Origin of the sequence: Streptomyces durhamensis, from assembly GCF_000725475.1 — a bacterium.
Lineage (GTDB): Bacteria > Actinomycetota > Actinomycetes > Streptomycetales > Streptomycetaceae > Streptomyces > Streptomyces filipinensis.
Genome location: NZ_JNXR01000047.1, coordinates 1 through 15507 on the forward strand (window position 1 = coordinate 1; position 15507 = coordinate 15507).

Here is a 15507-nt window from a genome sequence, read left to right on the forward strand (position 1 = left end):
CGGAGGAGGAGCAGGCGCTGAGTGCCATCAGGGCGGCGGCTCCCGCACCGGCCAGCTGCAGCATTCGCCGGGTCCGGCGCACGGAACGGGTCATCACGGATCTACTCCTCGGGTCCTGTGGAACAACTGTCGCGCCCTGCGGCGATGATGCTGCCGCATCTGCCAGCCCGAAGTCTCCTGTTGCATCGCATGAGCCGCGAAGCGGTGACTTGTAGCTTGCATGTGCGTTTGCACGGTGCGCCATGGCGGGTACGGTGCTGCGGGAGGTGGTCGCAGGTGACGCTCGCGGAACTCGCCCTGACCGGCGATCTGGCCCGGCCCGCTCGGCTCACCGTGCCGGATCTGCGGCGCTGGCCGCAGCACCGGGTGGACGTCAGCTTCGAGTGCGCGACCAGCGGCATCCAGCGCCATCGGTTCGCCGGCCCGCGCCTGTACGACGTCCTCAGCGACGCGGGGCCCGGCTTCGACCCGGCGCGACGCAAGGACCGGCTGCGCTTTCTCATCGCCGTCACCGGCACCGACGGCCATCACGCGATGCTGTCCTGGGCCGAGATCGACCCGGACTTCGCGGACGCGCCCGTCCTGCTGGGCGTGCGCATCGACGACACCCCGCTGGATGCGGCCGGGCCCCAGCTGGTGCTCCCGCAGGACCGGTGCGGAGCGCGGCACATCAGCGGGATCACGGCGATCCGTGTGGACGGCGGGTATCGCTGTGGCACTCCGGCACCGGCCGCACCCGGTCACGCCGCAGCAGCCCGCTGAACCGGTCGCCCCTCGGAGGGTCGTGTCAGACGCGGTCGATGTGCACGTTGGTGGACTTCACGCGCGCGGTGGCCTCCATGCCGACCTCCAGGCCCAGTTCCTCGACGGCCTCCCGGGTCAGCAGAGAGACCAGCCGGTGCGGGCCGGCCTGGATCTCCACCTGGGCGGCGACGTCACCGAGCTTGATCGCCGTGACGATGCCCGGGAAGGCGTTGCGGACGGAGGTGTAGGAGGCGTCCTCCTCGCCGCCGCCCGCCTTGGCCAGTTCCACGGAGAACGCGGCGAGGTCCCTGCCGTCGATGAGCCGCCGCCCGGACTCGTCGCGATGGGTCGCCACCCGGCCCGCGTCGGCCCAGCGGCGGGCGGTGTCCGGGCTCACGCCGAGCAGCCGCGCCGCCTGGCCGATCGTGTAGGACTGCATGCCGGTCACGATAGGGCCACCGGTGGGGAACCGCTGACGTGGGGTTGGCCGTTGGGTATAACGCGATATAGCGTTAGTGCGTGAGTGGGCTCCCTGCGGGGACGTGCTGAATCGGGGTGAGGGTATGGCGGCCGAGCTGCTGCACCGGGAGAAGCCGTCCGGACTGCGTGCCTCGCACGCGGACCGGGAGCGGGTGTTGGACGTGCTCACGGGTGCGGCCGGAGACGGCCGGATCACGGCGGAGGAGCTGGACGAACGGCTGAGCGCCGCACTGTCGGCCCGCACGTTCGGCGAGCTCGCGGTGCTCACCGCCGATCTGCCGGCGGTGCCCGGCGCGGCACCGGCCAAGGACGTCGTGCGGATCGAGCAGCAGGGGGCGTCGGCCAGGCGCGCGGGCGGCTGGTCCGTGCCGCGCCGGATGGAGGTGGAGTCCGCCTGGGGAGACGTGACCCTGGACTTCTCCAGCGCGGTGATCACTCAGGACACCCTCCGCATCGACCTGGACATGCGCGGCGGCACCCTGCGGCTGATCACCCGGCCCGGCGTGGTCGTGGACGCCGACTCGCTGGTGATCGACTACGGCGAGAGCAAGGTGCGGCCCGCCGGCGACCCGGGGGCGCCGGTCGTGCTCCGCGTGGAGGTACACGGCCGGCTCGGCATGGGACGGCTGGAGGTACGGCCGCCCAGGCGGTGGTTCGGCAGGTAGGCCCGGTCCGCGCGGTCCTTGGGGCGGACCGGCCGCGCGTACGGCCCCCTGGTCGGGACGCGCCCGGTCTCACCCGGTGTGCACCCGGGGCCGGCGCTCCCGGTCCGACTCCGCCTCGCGCAGTACCTCACGGGTGACCGGAGCGACCTCGCCCTGGCCGAAGAGGAAGAAGCGCAGGAAGTTGGCGAACGGGTTGCCCTCGGTCCACTCGAAGTAGATGTGCGGGGTGCAGCCGGTGACGTCCCGGACGTGGAGCAGCAGTGCGGCCAGCGCGTTGGGGATGGACGCGGACTCCAGGGTCAGCACGCGGTAGCGGCCGTGCAGCACCTCGCCGCGCACGGTCAGGCCCGCCTCGAACTCGGAGGGGTCGGTGACAGTGACCTCGACGAAGACGAAGTCCTCCTGCTCGGGCATGTCGTTGTCGGCGCGGATCTGCTCGATCTTGTCGCGGTACTCGGCCTTGTCGCGGTGCCCGGGCTCGTTGGCGATGAACCGCATCTTGCGGCTGGCCATGTCCCGGATGAATCGTTCCGCCAGTGGATCGAGGGTCACGCTGGTCACGCGCAGTTCGAAGGCGCGGGCCAGCCGGGAGGCCAGCGAGACGAGGATGATGCCGGCGATGAAGCAGGCACCGATCTTCACACCGTCGGGGCGCTCGATGACGTTCACGACGGTCGTGTAGAGGAACACCGCCGAGATCACCCCGAAGCCGATGGTCCAGTTGCGCTGCTGGGCCTTGTGTGCGGCGATGGTCACCGCGATGGCGGCCGAGCTGATCAGCACCAGCACACCGGTGGCGTAGGCACCGCCCTGCTTGTCGACGTTGGCGTCGAAGATCCAGGTCACCAGGAACGCGACCAGGGTGAAGACGATCACCATCGGACGCACCGCGCGGGCCCAGTGCGGGGCCATGCCGTAGCGGGGCAGATAGCGCGGCATCAGGTTGAGCAGGCCCGCCATGGCGGAGGCGCCGGCGAACCACAGGATGGCGATGGTCGAGATGTCGTAGACCGTGCCGAAGGCGCCGCCGAGGTACTGGTGCGCGAGGTAGGCGAGGGCGCGGCCGTTGGCCTGACCGCCCGCCTTGAACTCGTTCTCCGGGATCAGCAGCGTGGTGATGAAGCTGGTGGCGATCAGGAAGCAGCTCATGATGAGGGCCGCGGTGGTCAGCAGCTTCTTGGTGTCGCGGATCCGGCCGGTCGGCTTCTCCTCGGTGTCCCCGGCGCCGCCCTGGACGTGCGGCATGACGGCGACACCGGTCTCGAAGCCCGACAGACCGAGGGCGAGTTTCGGGAAGACGATCAGCGCCACACCGACCATGACGAACACGTTGCCGTGTTCCGCCGTCAGGGCGGTGGTCCAGTCGGTGACGACATGCCCGGCGGTGAGGACGTGCCACAGGCCGACGATCACGACGACCACGTTGAGCGCGAGGTAGATGCCGACCAGGGCGACCGCGACGCCGATCGCCTCCAGGAAGCCCTTGAGGAACACCGCGCCGAGCAGCGCCACCAGGAACAGCGTGATCAGCATCTGGTGGCCGTGCAGGGTGCTGGTCAGGTGGGGGTTCTCCACCAGGTGCGTGGAGGCGTCGGCGGCCGACAGGGTGATGGTGATGAGGAAGTCGGTGGCCGCGAAGCCCAGCAGTGTGAGCACGAACAGCTTGCCCTGCCAGAACGAGAGCAGCCGTTCCAGCATCGAGATGGAGCCCTCGCCGTGCGGGCTCTCCTCGGCCACCCGGCGGTAGACCGGCAGGGCGCCGGCCAGGGTCACGATGACCAGGACGATCGTGGCGATCGGCGAGAGCAGACCGGCCGCCAGGGCCGCGATGCCCGGCTGGTAACCGAGGGTCGAGAAGTAGTCCACACCGGTCAGGCACATCACGCGCCACCAGCGCTGGCCCTTGTGCGGGGGCTCCGGTTCGGCGTGGGGTCCGGTGTGGCCGCCGTGCTTGCCCATGTCGGAGAGCCCCTCCAGCATCCAGTTGCGCAGGCGACTGGGAGGGGGGTGCTCGGTCGTGGCCATCGGCGTGCTCCTGTGTGCGGCTCAGCTCTTTCCGGCCATCACGCGGACGGCGGCACCAGCGTATGCAGAGAGTGACGCGTGGGCCCATGGATCCGGGCTCGGGAGGCGTCAATCTTGCGTTAAGAATGGCGCGAGAGCAGTAAGGGCGCATCAAGAAGGCGAGGCCGGAGCCGGTCGCCGGGTGCATGGCGGTCCGGGTCGGCGGCTCGCGCCGCAGCGTCCGGTGTGGCCACCGAGTGTCATGTTCTGGGGTCGGGACACCGCCTCACTTCATGCCGGAGGCCCGGAACACGCCCAGGGCCGTCTCGTGGTCGATGCGGCGGGCGAGGCGGTGCAGGGCCGTCGTGCCGCACAGCAGGGTGCCGGCTGCCTCTGATACCCGGGCGCCCTCGTCGAGCAGGTACCACAGGCCGGGATTGCGGATCAGTACCTCGGGGTCGATCTCGACCCGGTTGCCGAGGGCGTCGCGCAGGACCAGCCGCTGGGACACGCCGTCCAGCGGGCGCACCGCGACCAGAAGGTCCGTGCGGACCCGGCGGGTGCGCAGCAGACGGCGGGTGGCCAGCCAGCCCGCACCGGCCGACACCCGCACCGGGAACAGGACGAGGAGCAGCAGCAGCGCGACGACCAGCCACAGGGCACCGCGCCACCAGGTGAGGGAGCCGGCCGCCCCGTCGACGAACAGCAGCAGCCCGAGCAGCACACCGGCGCAGCGCAGCGACGCGCGCACGTCGGCTGCCCGGTCCCGGTCCTCCACCACGCCGGGGGTGCCGGTCGGGTGCGAGCCGGTGCGCCGGGGATGTGTGTCGTCGCGGTGCCTCATGTCGTCGCGGTGCCTCATGTCTGAGACGGTAGACAGCCCTGGCCCCGGCGGAGCACGGTCGCGGCGCACCTTGACGGTCTTCCGACGGCGGAGGGGCCGCTTTTGACGCCGCGTTGACACCGACCCGGCGCATTGCCCCGGCGCGCGGTCCGCGGGGTGCTGGGCACCGCGCTGTCTCGGGGACGCCCCAGCGCGGTCACCGGCCCCCGGCGAGGCCCGGAGGGGGCCGGGGTGCCGTCTTCGGGGGGCGCCTTCACAGGCCCCGGATGTCCATGCGCAGATGCCAGGTGTTGCGCCGGTGGACGGAGAGCAGTTGCGACTCCAGGGGGGAGGGGGGCACCGCGAGCACGGGGCAGACCGCGTGCGCCAGACAGTGCCGGGAGACCCGGCCCGAGAAGGCGCGCTGCAGACCGCGGCGGCCGGCGCCCACGACGAGGACGTCGTTCTCCCGGTTCGCGGTCGCCACCAGGGCCGGGCCCGGAGCGCCGCGGACGATCACGGCGTGCACCGGCACCCCGGGCGTCTGGCTGCCGAAGATCTCCTCGAGCACCGAGGCCAGCCGCTGCCTGGCCAGCCGTTGCCAGTCCTCGACCAGCAGACCGGCGGCGGGGGAGCGGCGCGCGGCCGGATCCCCGCCCGGCGGCTCCCAGGCCAGCACCGGCCACAGTTCGGCTCCCAGGCGCAGGGCCAGCGCGGTGGCCCGGCGCAGGGCCGTGACACTGCCGAGGGATCCGCTGACACCGACCACCACCCGAGCGGCCGCCGAGACGTCGTAACCGGACATCACTCCACCGTTCCTCGCGGGCGACGCCGAGGTCTCTCGCGCGGACGTGCCCGCCCTGCAAGGCCGTTGCTTGCTTCCATCCCACTCCCGTGGCGGCGATTCGACCAGCCGGGCGACGGTGTTTTTCCGGCCGCTGCCACCGCCGCGTCTCGGCCACCTCGAGCTCCGGCCGTAGGTCCGGGACCTCCTGCGCGACATCTTGACGCTCCCCGCGCGCCTTCCTAGAGTCCCGGTTCGGAACGTTCGGTATTCGTGCCGAATGTTTCGAACAACCGGACCACTTACAGGCTGCGGTCGCCACCGGGCCGCGTCGGTGGCCGTCGCTTCTCAGTCGGAACCTCTGCACGGCAACTCCGAAAGTTTCGAAGGAGCGCAAGATGGGCGACCCCGTACTGTCCCGCCGCGGCTTCCTGGCGGCCTCCGTGGCCGCCGGGCTCGGTGTGACCGCACTCAGCGGCTGCGGCGGCGGCTCGGACGGAGGGTCGTCCTCGGGGACGACCACGATCGAATGGTGGAACATCTCGACCACGGAACCCACCAAGACCGTCTGGGCCGGCCTGGCCAGGAAGTTCGAGACCCGGAACCCCAAGGTCAAGATCAAGATCGTCCAGCTGGAGAACGACGCCTACAAGTCGAAGATGACGGCGCTGACCGCTTCCGGGAAACTCCCGGACGTCTTCCACACCTGGGGCGGCGGCGTCCTCAGGCAGCAGGTGGACGCCGGCCTGGTCGAGGACCTCACCGCCCGCACCGAGCCGTGGGCCGACAGTCTGCTGCCGGTGGCGAAGCAGCCGTACCTCCTCGACGACAAGCTGTACGGCGTCCCGTTCGACATCGGCATGGTCGGCTTCTGGTACAACAAGGCGCTCTTCAAGAAGGCCGGGATCGGCGCGCCCCCGACCACCTGGAGCGCCTTCCTGGACGCCGTGAAGAAGCTCAAGTCCGCCGGGATCACCCCGCTCGCGCTGGCCGGCAAGGAGAGCTGGACCGGCATGTACTACTGGGCGTACCTCGCCCTGCGCACCGCGGGCGTCGACGCCCTCCGGCAGGCCGACGAAAAGAAGGACTTCAGCGGCGAGGGGTTCGTCCAGGCCGGGCAGCACCTAAAGGACCTGGTCGGCCTCCAGCCCTTCCAGAAGGGCTTCCTCGGGGCCGCCTACTCCTCACCGACCGGACAGGCCGCGACCGTCGGCAACGGCAGGGCGGCCATGGAGCTCATGGGCCAGTGGGCGCCGGTCGTGGAGGCGGACGCCGGCAAGGGGCTCGGCGCGGACCTCGGCTTCTTTGCGTTCCCCGAGGTCGAGGGGGGCGCCGGGAAGATCACCGAGGTGTTCGGCGGAGGCGGCGGCCACGCCCTGCGCAAGGGGGCCCCGCAGGCGGCCGTGGACTTCCTGAGGTTCTTCGCCTCCGAGACCACCGACCGGGAACTGGTGCGGAAGACCCGCGTCCTGCCGGTCGTACCGGCGGCCGAGAGCGCCCTCACGGACCCCGGCATCAAGGCCGTACAGGCCCGGCTGAAGGGTGCCACCGGCTTCCAGCTCTACCTCGACCAGGCCTACGCCCCCGCCCTCGGCCAGCAGGTCAACGACAGCGTGGCCGCACTCATCGCCGGCTCCAAGTCCCCGCGACAGGTCACGGAGTCGATCACCAGGGCCGCGAAGGAAGAGCAGTAGGCGCGCGATGACCTCCACCTTCCTCCCGGACGAACGGGGCAGGCAGAGCGGACCCGACGCCGTCCGGGCGGCTTCGGCGACCGGCGCGGCCCGACAGCGCTCGCGCCGGCGCACGCTGCACCGGCTCACCGCCCTCGGCCTCCAGCTGCCCGCCCTCGCGCTCTTCGGCGTACTGGTCCTGCTGCCGATCCTGTTCGCGCTGTACGCGTCCTTCTTCCGCTGGGGCGGCTTCGGGATGCCGTCCGACTACACCGGCACGGACAACTTCGGCCGTCTGCTGCGGGATCCGGTCTTCCTCGGCGACCTGTGGCGCTGCCTGCTGCTGGTCGTGCTGTCCCTCGCGCTGCAACTGCCGTTCGCGCTCGCCATGGCCGTCCTGCTCCATCAGAAGGTGCGCGGACGTGCGGTGTACCGAATGCTGTTCTTCGCGCCGTACGTGCTCTCCGAAGCCGTCACCGGCGTGCTGTTCGGCATGATCTTCGCCCCCGACGACGGCCTCGCCGACCACGTCCTCGGCGCCGTCGGCCTCGACGGGCTCGGCGGCCAGTGGTTCTCCGGCACCTCCACCGTGCTGGCCACGCTCTTCCTCGTCATGACCTGGAAGTACTTCGGCTTTCACATGATGCTCTACCTGGCCGGCCTCCAGGCGGTCCCGGCCGAGCTGACCGAGGCGGCGACCGTCGACGGCGCGAACCCCTGGCAGCGCTTCCGGCACGTCACGCTGCCCCTGCTCGCGCCCACGCTGCGGATCAGCGTCTTCCTTTCGGTCATCGGGTCGATCCAGCTGTTCGACCTGGTGTGGGTGGTCACCGCGGGCGGCCCCGACCACCACTCCGAGACGATGGCCGTGACCCTGTTCCAGTACGGCTTCAAGCGCTACCAGGTCGGCTACGCCAGCGCGATCAGCGTGGTCATGTTCGCCATCAGTCTCGTCTTCGCCCTCGCCTACCAGCGGTTCGTGCTGCGCCGCGACCTCGAAGGGGCCACCACGACCATGAGGGGAACGGGAACATGAAGGTCCGCCGCAAGGGGCGCACGCTGCCCTTGCACGTCGTCCTGGTCGCCGTCGGCGCGCTGATGGCCGCACCGCTGCTGTACGCGCTGATCTCCGGCTTCAAGTCCACCGACCAGCTCTCCCGCAACCCCGTCGGGCTGCCCGAGCCCTGGGTGTTCGCCAACTACGGCGACATCCTCGGCTCCGGCTCCTTCTGGCGGCTGGTCGGCAACAGCACGCTGATCGCCGTCGGTACGACGGTCCTCGTCGTCGCCGTCTCCGCGCTCGCCGCGTTCTCCTTCGCGCGGTTCGCCTTCCGCGGACGGGAGGTGCTGTTCACGCTGTTCACCGTGGGGCTGATGTTCCCCTTCGCCGTCGCGGCGCTCCCGCTGTTCCTGCTGCTGCGCACGCTGGGCCTGCTGGACAACCCGCTCGGCGTGATCCTTCCGCAGGCCGCGTTCGGGCTGCCGATGACGATCGTCATCCTGCGCGGCTTCTTCCGGCAGATCCCGGGCGAACTGGAGGAGGCGGCCACGCTCGACGGCTGCGGACCGCTGGGCTTCTTCTGGCGGGTCCTGCTGCCGATGGCGCGCCCCGCACTCGGCACGGTCTCCGTCCTCGCCGTCGTCACCAGCTGGAACAACTTCTTCCTGCCGCTGCTGGTGTTCACCGACTCCACCTGGTGGACCCTCCCGATCGGTGTGCAGCAGTTCCAGGGGCAGTACTCCGCCGACACGGCGCGGGTCTTCGCCTACCTCGTTCTCGCCATGGTCCCCGCCCTCGCCTTCTACGCGGTCGCCGAGCGCCAGCTCGTCGGCGGCCTCACCGCCGGCGCCACCAAGGGGTGAACGCCCCTCGGAGGGACAGGAGTCGCCACCAGGCGCCGCCGGAGGCGCTGCGCGAGCGACCGGCCACGGTCGGTAGCCGCACCCGGACACACGTCGGGGCCGGTGCGCACCGGATGTGTGCGGCCGGCCCCTCAGGTCGCTCCCGCTCCGCTCAGGCGGCGGTCATCACCCGCTCCGCACCGAGCGGGCGGTGCGGAGCGATGATGCTGCCGTCGGGCAGCAGCTCACCGGTGTCCTCGAAGAGCAGGACGCCGTTGCACAGCAGACTCCACCCCTGCTCCGGGTGGTGCGCCACGAGACGGGCGGACTCCCGGTCGGCGGACTCGGCTGGCGGACACGGCGGCTGGTGCTGGCACATGGGTGGGATCTCTCGCTCTGTCGTGGTCATGGCCGTCCCCCGTGGTGTAAGTCGGTCGGAACCCAGTGTTGCCCTCTGGGCGGCGTTCCGCAGGGATTTCGCAGCACCGCTTCTCACAGGTTCATGACGCGTCACCCGCCCGGACGGTTCAGTCCAAGTGCACTGTCACTTCGGGTGGTTCCGAGTGGCCGGATAGGGCTAGTCCATGCAGGCCAGCGCTCCTGACATGGTCGTACCCCGCGTGCCGTGCGGGCAGCGGGGTACGCGAGGCGTCGTCCGTCAGGCGACGGGCGAGTCGAGCACGGGCGGTCCGAGCAGCGGAAGAGGGGTCGCGCGATGGGTCAGCACGGGCAGCAACTCGGTGACCCGGAACAGGCGGTGCGCCGGTATGCCGGGCGGGGCCGGCGCCAGCGGGACGAGCAGGTCGGTGCCCCCCGGGTGTCCCTCGGCTCCGTCGGCGGCGATGTCGCCGTGCAGCCACAGGGTCAGCATGTACAGGCCGGGGACGGACAGCAGTCGCGCCTGGTACGGCTGTTGCAGCGCCTCGGCCTGGTGCAGGGCGCGCTCGGTGGAGGCGACGTAGGGACCCTCGAAGAAGTGCGAGAAGGCCCAGCCGTCGGGCGTGAGCATGGTCTCCGCCGCGGCCACCGCCCGGTCGCCGCAGCGGATCAGGAAGCGCCAGCCGGCCAGCCGGGTCGTGGACAGACCCTGGGCGGTGATCCGGTCCAGCACATGTACCGGCAGCGGGAGTTCGGGTGTCGTCGGGCCCTGCGCGGCGCGCAGGGAGGGGGTGCGGGCCTCCCGCACCGCGGTGGGCGAACCCAGGGCGGTGAGGACGGAGCGCAGGGCAGGCGCGGGGGCAGGGGGCACGTGCAGCGGCATGTGGGTCGCCTCTCTCGTACGGCAGGCGCGACGGCGCGAGGAGGGGGGTGGGGCTGGGGCGGACGGCGCTGTCTGCTCACGCAAGGACGGAAGGGGTGAGGCCCGGGTCGGTGAACAAGGGTGCGGCTCGGCCTGCCGCCCGTCCCGGGACGGCCTGAACACGGCAGGAACCAGGACCGAGGGCGTCACCCTTCTGCCTTGTGGGCGAAGTTTATACGACGCGTGTTCGGCCGATGTTTCATCTATCCGATTCCGGGAAGTCACGCAAGCCGGTAATAAGCCGCAGATTTGCGGGACTCCTCCTGATTTCCCGGCCGGTTGCCGCCGCTGACCTCGCCATACGCGCCGGTAGCGGTAGGCCGAATATCATCGGCGTTTTTCACGAGGCGTTCCGGGCACTCGAAGGTGCACGCTGCGGCATGCCCCGTGAATGTGCCGCGGGGAACATTCCGAAAGAGTAGCGGGCGCCGGGCCCGCGCGGGACGTTATCGATCGCTTCCGCTGGGCATCATCCCCCCTGACCCGGGAGCCCCGGCGGCCGGATCATCGGCCCGCCCATCCAAGGAGGGACACTTCGATGGGGGAGAAGGTCGTGGCAGGGCAGTTCGACCTGTCCGATCGCCAGCGCTACCGCGAAAAGCTCCAGAAGTGCCTGACGGGACTGGAGCGACTGCTGCGCGAGAAGCGATTCGACCGTCCCAAGAACCTCATGGGAGTCGAGATCGAGTTGAATCTCGCCGGGCCCGACGGCATGCCGAAAATGTTGAACGGGCAGGTGCTGGAGCGTATCGCGAGCCGTGATTTCCAAACGGAACTCGCGATGTTCAACCTGGAAGTCAACATCGCCCCGCACCGGTTGGGCGGCCGGGTGTTCGACCGGCTCGCCGAGGAGCTGCGCACCTCGCTGGCCTACGCCGACCGCAAGGCCGGTGAGGTGGACGCCGGCATCGTCATGATCGGTATCCTGCCCACGCTCGACCGCGACGACCTGGTCTCCTCCAACCTCTCCGAGGTCGACCGCTACACGCTGCTCAACGACCAGATCGTGGCCGCGCGCGGCGAGGACTTCCGGGTCGACATCGAGGGCGTGGAACACCTCGTCTGCACCTCGAAGTCGATCGTTCCCGAGGCCGCGTGCACCTCCGTACAGCTGCACCTGCAGGTCACCCCGGCCCGGTTCGCGGACGTGTGGAACGCGGCGCAGGCGGCGAGCGCCGCTCAGATCGCCGTCGGCGCCAACTCGCCGTTCCTGTTCGGTCACGAACTGTGGCGCGAGTCCCGGCCGCCGCTGTTCCTGCAGTCCACCGACACCCGCCCGCCCGAACTCCAGGCGCAGGGCGTACGGCCGCGCACCTGGTTCGGCGAGCGCTGGATCACGTCGGCGTACGACCTGTTCGAGGAGAACCTTCGCTTCTTCCCCGCCCTGCTGCCGATCTGCGACGCCGAGGAGCCGCTGGACGTCGTGGCGGCGGGCGGCACACCGCGACTCGCGGAACTGGTGCTACACAACGGCACGATCTACCGCTGGAACCGGCCCGTCTACGGCATCGCCGACGGCGTCCCGCACCTCAGGGTGGAGAACCGGGTACTGCCGGCCGGGCCGACCATCACCGACGTGATCGCCAACGCGGCCTTCTACTACGGCCTGGTGCGCGCCCTGGCCGAGGAGTCCCGGCCGGTGTGGACCCGGCTGCCGTTCGCGGCGGCCGAGGCCAACTTCGACGCGGCGTGCCGGTACGGCATCGACGCCCGGTTCGTGTGGCCCCGGCGGGGACGCTACGGCGGCACGGGCGAGGTGGACGCGGTCACCCTGGTCCGCGACGAGCTACTGCCCCTGGCCTCGGCGGGGCTGGACGCGTGGGGCGTGGAAGCGGCCGACCGCGATCTCTACCTGGGCGTCATCGAGGAGCGCTGCCGGCGCCGGGTGAACGGCGCGTCCTGGCAGGCGGCCACCTTCCACCGGGCGCTGGAGCTGGGGCTGAGCCGTGAGGCGGCGCTGGCCGCGACGACGCGGCGCTATGCCGAGCTCATGCACGTGGGGGAGCCGGTGCACACGTGGCCGGTGGGGTTGCCGGAAGCGGTGCCGCTCGGCTGAGGGCCGTCGCCTTCACCGGGTCCGGGCCCGGCACCCCCGGCGGCCCGCGCGCCCGACGGGTCCCGGCCGAGGCCGTTCCGCTCGGCGCCCCGCAGACCACCGGTCCTCGCTGCGCGCCGGCGCTGCCCATGGGGGCCGGCGGCCCGGGCGTCGTAGGGGGCGCCGTCCGCGTCGTCGTGGCCGAGCGCCCTCGCGGCGGGCAAGAAGCGGGTGTGCGCCGCCGCACAGGTCCGTCTGCGATCCTTGCGGGGCAGAGGTGGGTCCTCGGGCCCATGAGCCGGTGGGAGGCAGGGGTGCAGGTGGAGGCTGACTCGGTGGCCGATCCGGGGGTGCGGGAGCGCGACCGGCGGCGGATCCTGCGGGACGAGACCCTGCTCGTCCTGGGGCTCTCGCTGGGCGCGAGCGGGGTCTCCGCGCTGATCAGCTTCATCGGCTCGGTCACCAAGCCGGGCGGCCTGAAGGACCAGGCCGCCACCCTCAACGCCTCGGCCGCGCCCGGCCGCCCCTGGCTGGACCTCGCCTGGCAGCTGTTCGGCATCGCGACCGCGCTCGTCCCGGTCGCCCTGGTCGCCCACCTGCTCCTGCGCGAGGGCGGCAGCCTGCGCACCCTCGGCTTCGACCGCACCCGCCCCTGGCCCGACCTGGCCCGCGGCGCCGGCGTCGCGGCCGTGATCGGCAGCACCGGCATCGCCTTCTACCTGGCCGCCCGCGGCCTCGGCTTCAACCTCACGGTCGTCCCCGAGGCACTGCCGGACGTGTGGTGGAAGTACCCGGTGCTGGTCCTGTCCGCCCTGCAGAACGCCGTCCTCGAAGAGGTCGTCGTCGTCGGCTATCTGCTGCGCAGACTGGGCCAGTTGGGCTGGACCCCGGGGACCGCGCTGGTCGCCAGCGCGGTCCTGCGCGGCTCGTACCACCTCTACCAGGGCATCGGCGGCTTCCTCGGCAACATGATCATGGGTGTGGTGTTCGTGTACCTGTACCGCCGCTGGCGGCGGGTCGGCCCGCTGGTCGTCGCGCACTCCCTGCTCGACATCGGCGCGTTCGTCGGCTACGCCCTCCTCGCGGGCAGGGTCGGCTGGCTGCCGACGGCCTGAGCTCCGCGCCGGGCCGGTGGCACGGAGTGCCGCCCGCATCCGCGTCAGGCCGTGGACGCGCGGCGACGGCTGCCCGCGAGGAGGGGGCGCCGGCTCAGGCGCGCAGCTCGCCCTCGATGACCGTCACCGCGCGGCCCGTGAGCAGGGTGCGCTCGCCGCGCAGGCCGGTGCGGATCAGCCCGGTACGGCGGGAGGCCTGCAGACCGGTCAGGTCGTCGCGGCCGAGGCGCGCGGACCAGTACGGGGCGAGCGCGGTGTGGGCGCTGCCGGTGACCGGGTCCTCGTCGATGCCGAGGTTCGGGAAGAAGCAGCGCGAGACGAAGTCGTAGCCGCGGGAGGCGTCGTCCGCGCGGGCGGTGGCGATGAGACCGCGTGACGCGTGCACGCCGAGGGACTTGAAGTCCGGTGCGAGGCCGAGGAGGGTCTTCTCGTCGGCCAGTTCCAGCAGCAGGTCGCCCACGGCGGGGCCGGTGGCGGCGGCCGCGACCGGCGGCGCGCCGAGCGCCTCGGTGATCCCGGCGGGGATCTCGACCGGGGTGAGCGGGGCCGTCGGGAAGTCGAGGGTGATCGAGCCGTCCGCGGCGGGCTCGGCCGTGAGTACACCACTGCGGGTGGCGAAGCGGACCGGGCCCGGGTGGGCACCCGTGGTGTGCAGGACGTGGGCCGTGGCGAGCGTGGCGTGACCGCACATCGAGACCTCGGCGACGGGCGTGAACCAGCGCAGCGCCCAGTCCGCCTCGCCGCCCTCGGGCAGCCGGTGCGCGAACGCCGTCTCGGCGTGGTTCACCTCCAAGGCGACGTCCTGGAGCCAGTCGTCGTCCGGGAAGACGTCGTCCAGCAGCAGGACTCCGGCCGGATTGCCGGCGAAGGGGCGGTCGGTGAAGGCGTCCACGATTCGAATGCGCATGCCGCCGACGCTACTGGCGGAGCCGGACGCCGGCCCAAGGCCAATTCAGGAGCTCTGGCATGCTTCCCGTACACCGGCGGCACGGCCCCGCGCCCACGGGGCCAGCTGGGCGATGCCGAACGAGGCCTCCAGCACCAGGAACGGCCACAGTACGCCGGGCCCTCCGTGCGCCAGCGCGTACGCCTGCCACAAGGAGAACAGGGCGCGGGCGGTGCCGTCGAGGAGGCCGTGCAGGGGAAGCGGCCGTACGACGCGCAGCAGGGCCCAGACCAGCACCACCGAGCCCATCAGGTTGGCGTACAGGGTCTGCAGCGGGGTGAGCGCGGGCATGCCGCCGAGACCGACCGCGTCGCCTCCGGCCGACAGCAGGCGGTGCACCAGCGCGTAGGTCCACGGTGTCGCGAAACCGGCCGTGACGATCAGGTCGTACCAGCCGCTCGTGCGGACAAGACGCAGATAGGCAGGGGTGACTGGGGACATCGGGACTCCTCGGGAGGGCTCGCTCGGGCGCCGCCCACGCTAGACAGCGGAGTACGCTCCAAGGTCAAGTCGACCTTGCGGCGGGGGAGTCATGCGCATCGGAGAACTGTCCGCGCGTACGGGGCTGTCGAAGGACACCCTTCGCTTCTACGAGAGGATCGGTCTGCTCGACGGCGACCGGCTGCCCAACGGCTACCGCGACTTCCCGCCCGAGACCGTGGTCTGGCTGCGGTACGTCCGCACCGCACAGACGCTCGGCTTCACCCTGGCCGAGATCGGCCGGCACGGCGAGGAACTCCGCGATGCCCCGGACAGCGCCGCGGCACTGTCGGCCCTGTTCGAGGACAAGATCCGCATCGTCGACGCGCGCATGGCGGAACTGACCGCACTGCGCGCCGACCTGACGTCCCGCGTCGGCACCGGCTGCCCCCTGCGGGCGGCTGACCGGACGTAGCGCCGGGAGGTCTGCGAGGCGGGACCGGCCGCGAGCGGCGGTGGACCGCGCCCACCGGGGGCGCCATGGGGCCACGACCAGCGCCGGCGAGGTGATCGGGCGCCGCTACACGCTGGTCCGCATACGACGGCAGCCTGTGGATCGTGATGCAGTACGTCGACGGCCGGCCGCTCGCTCGCCGAGGAGCTGCGGCGGCACGGG

At 71.5% G+C, this 15507-nt stretch carries 16 protein-coding genes; 8 read left to right on the forward strand and 8 right to left on the reverse strand.

Translation table 11 applies throughout. From position 1 onward, the window contains the following. Positions 1 to 276: 276 nt before the first annotated feature. Positions 277 to 762, forward strand: coding sequence for a molybdopterin-dependent oxidoreductase (locus tag IO33_RS0140090; RefSeq protein ID WP_037687205.1), 486 nt, complete (start codon positions 277 to 279; stop codon positions 760 to 762). 25 nt (positions 763 to 787) lie between these two features. Here the strand turns inward: IO33_RS0140090 and IO33_RS0140095 are convergent, their stop codons facing one another. Beyond that, positions 788 to 1183: a TOBE domain-containing protein gene (locus tag IO33_RS0140095; RefSeq protein WP_031174036.1), complete on the reverse strand. Its 396-nt coding sequence runs from the start codon at positions 1181 to 1183 to the stop codon at positions 788 to 790. A 124-nt stretch (positions 1184 to 1307) separates the two neighbouring features. Between IO33_RS0140095 and IO33_RS0140100 the strand changes: the two genes are divergently transcribed. After that, positions 1308 to 1889: a DUF1707 SHOCT-like domain-containing protein gene (locus IO33_RS0140100; RefSeq protein ID WP_031174037.1), complete on the forward strand. Its 582-nt coding sequence runs from the start codon at positions 1308 to 1310 to the stop codon at positions 1887 to 1889. A gap of 69 nt (positions 1890 to 1958) precedes the next feature. Here IO33_RS0140100 and IO33_RS0140105 read toward each other — a convergent pair whose 3' ends face one another. The 3 genes from IO33_RS0140105 to IO33_RS0140115 all read right to left on the reverse strand — a co-directional run bounded on the left by IO33_RS0140105 (position 1959) and on the right by IO33_RS0140115 (position 5521). Next, the gene (locus tag IO33_RS0140105) at positions 1959 to 3914 is read right to left on the reverse strand and encodes an APC family permease (RefSeq protein WP_031174038.1); all 1956 of its coding nucleotides are present in this window, start codon (positions 3912 to 3914) and stop codon (positions 1959 to 1961) included. 265 nt (positions 3915 to 4179) lie between these two features. Beyond that, positions 4180 to 4755 (reverse strand): hypothetical protein, encoded by a 576-nt coding sequence (locus IO33_RS0140110; protein ID WP_245236038.1) that lies wholly within the window; start codon positions 4753 to 4755, stop codon positions 4180 to 4182. Positions 4756 to 4990: 235 nt separating this feature from the next. Continuing rightward, positions 4991 to 5521 (reverse strand): universal stress protein, encoded by a 531-nt coding sequence (locus IO33_RS0140115; protein WP_031174040.1) that lies wholly within the window; start codon positions 5519 to 5521, stop codon positions 4991 to 4993. 377 nt (positions 5522 to 5898) lie between these two features. Here IO33_RS0140115 and IO33_RS0140120 point away from each other — a divergent pair, with 377 nt between their 5' ends. The 3 genes from IO33_RS0140120 to IO33_RS0140130 are packed head-to-tail and all read left to right on the forward strand — an operon-like array spanning position 5899 to position 9036. Further along, positions 5899 to 7194, forward strand: coding sequence for an extracellular solute-binding protein (locus tag IO33_RS0140120; protein WP_031174041.1), 1296 nt, complete (start codon positions 5899 to 5901; stop codon positions 7192 to 7194). Between the two features lie 7 nt (positions 7195 to 7201). Then, complete coding sequence (locus IO33_RS0140125; protein WP_031174042.1) at positions 7202 to 8209, forward strand: carbohydrate ABC transporter permease; 1008 nt, start codon at positions 7202 to 7204, stop codon at positions 8207 to 8209. Continuing rightward, positions 8206 to 9036 carry a carbohydrate ABC transporter permease gene (locus tag IO33_RS0140130; protein ID WP_031174043.1) on the forward strand — a complete coding sequence of 277 codons (831 nt, stop codon included), beginning with the start codon at positions 8206 to 8208 and terminating at the stop codon, positions 9034 to 9036. The genes IO33_RS0140125 and IO33_RS0140130 overlap by 4 nt, the downstream gene beginning before the upstream one ends. A gap of 151 nt (positions 9037 to 9187) precedes the next feature. Here IO33_RS0140130 and IO33_RS0140135 read toward each other — a convergent pair whose 3' ends face one another. After that, complete coding sequence (locus IO33_RS0140135; RefSeq protein WP_031174044.1) at positions 9188 to 9394, reverse strand: DUF5999 family protein; 207 nt, start codon at positions 9392 to 9394, stop codon at positions 9188 to 9190. A 279-nt stretch (positions 9395 to 9673) separates the two neighbouring features. After that, positions 9674 to 10276: a hypothetical protein gene (locus tag IO33_RS0140140; RefSeq protein ID WP_031174045.1), complete on the reverse strand. Its 603-nt coding sequence runs from the start codon at positions 10274 to 10276 to the stop codon at positions 9674 to 9676. Between the two features lie 577 nt (positions 10277 to 10853). Here IO33_RS0140140 and IO33_RS0140145 point away from each other — a divergent pair. Both IO33_RS0140145 and IO33_RS0140150 read left to right on the forward strand, forming a co-directional pair. After that, on the forward strand, positions 10854 to 12371 hold the full coding sequence (locus IO33_RS0140145; RefSeq protein ID WP_031174046.1) for a glutamate-cysteine ligase family protein: 1518 nt from the start codon (positions 10854 to 10856) through the stop codon (positions 12369 to 12371). A gap of 293 nt (positions 12372 to 12664) precedes the next feature. Further along, positions 12665 to 13465 (forward strand): CPBP family intramembrane glutamic endopeptidase, encoded by an 801-nt coding sequence (locus IO33_RS0140150; RefSeq protein WP_031174047.1) that lies wholly within the window; start codon positions 12665 to 12667, stop codon positions 13463 to 13465. A gap of 94 nt (positions 13466 to 13559) precedes the next feature. Here the strand turns inward: IO33_RS0140150 and IO33_RS0140155 are convergent, their stop codons facing one another. Next, on the reverse strand, positions 13560 to 14372 hold the full coding sequence (locus IO33_RS0140155) for a PhzF family phenazine biosynthesis protein (protein WP_031174048.1): 813 nt from the start codon (positions 14370 to 14372) through the stop codon (positions 13560 to 13562). A gap of 45 nt (positions 14373 to 14417) precedes the next feature. Next, positions 14418 to 14852 (reverse strand): hypothetical protein, encoded by a 435-nt coding sequence (locus IO33_RS0140160; protein WP_037687208.1) that lies wholly within the window; start codon positions 14850 to 14852, stop codon positions 14418 to 14420. 91 nt (positions 14853 to 14943) lie between these two features. Between IO33_RS0140160 and IO33_RS0140165 the strand changes: the two genes are divergently transcribed. Beyond that, positions 14944 to 15306: a MerR family transcriptional regulator gene (locus IO33_RS0140165; protein ID WP_031174050.1), complete on the forward strand. Its 363-nt coding sequence runs from the start codon at positions 14944 to 14946 to the stop codon at positions 15304 to 15306. Positions 15307 to 15507 lie beyond the last annotated feature (201 nt).

Excerpts from the sequence above, each read along its gene's own strand:
- IO33_RS0140095 (WP_031174036.1), bottom strand. The coding sequence starts at position 1,183 with ATGCAGTCCTACACGATCGGCCAGGCGGCGCGGCTGCTCGGCGTGAGC.
- IO33_RS0140100 (WP_031174037.1), top strand. The coding sequence starts at position 1,308 with ATGGCGGCCGAGCTGCTGCACCGGGAGAAGCCGTCCGGACTGCGTGCC.
- IO33_RS0140105 (WP_031174038.1), bottom strand. The coding sequence starts at position 3,914 with ATGGCCACGACCGAGCACCCCCCTCCCAGTCGCCTGCGCAACTGGATG.
- IO33_RS0140110 (WP_245236038.1), bottom strand. The coding sequence starts at position 4,755 with ATGAGGCACCGCGACGACATGAGGCACCGCGACGACACACATCCCCGG.
- IO33_RS0140115 (WP_031174040.1), bottom strand. The coding sequence starts at position 5,521 with ATGTCCGGTTACGACGTCTCGGCGGCCGCTCGGGTGGTGGTCGGTGTC.
- IO33_RS0140120 (WP_031174041.1), top strand. The coding sequence starts at position 5,899 with ATGGGCGACCCCGTACTGTCCCGCCGCGGCTTCCTGGCGGCCTCCGTG.
- IO33_RS0140125 (WP_031174042.1), top strand. The coding sequence starts at position 7,202 with ATGACCTCCACCTTCCTCCCGGACGAACGGGGCAGGCAGAGCGGACCC.
- IO33_RS0140130 (WP_031174043.1), top strand. The coding sequence starts at position 8,206 with ATGAAGGTCCGCCGCAAGGGGCGCACGCTGCCCTTGCACGTCGTCCTG.
- IO33_RS0140135 (WP_031174044.1), bottom strand. The coding sequence starts at position 9,394 with ATGTGCCAGCACCAGCCGCCGTGTCCGCCAGCCGAGTCCGCCGACCGG.
- IO33_RS0140140 (WP_031174045.1), bottom strand. The coding sequence starts at position 10,276 with ATGCCGCTGCACGTGCCCCCTGCCCCCGCGCCTGCCCTGCGCTCCGTC.
- IO33_RS0140145 (WP_031174046.1), top strand. The coding sequence starts at position 10,854 with ATGGGGGAGAAGGTCGTGGCAGGGCAGTTCGACCTGTCCGATCGCCAG.
- IO33_RS0140155 (WP_031174048.1), bottom strand. The coding sequence starts at position 14,372 with ATGCGCATTCGAATCGTGGACGCCTTCACCGACCGCCCCTTCGCCGGC.
- IO33_RS0140160 (WP_037687208.1), bottom strand. The coding sequence starts at position 14,852 with ATGTCCCCAGTCACCCCTGCCTATCTGCGTCTTGTCCGCACGAGCGGC.
- IO33_RS0140165 (WP_031174050.1), top strand. The coding sequence starts at position 14,944 with ATGCGCATCGGAGAACTGTCCGCGCGTACGGGGCTGTCGAAGGACACC.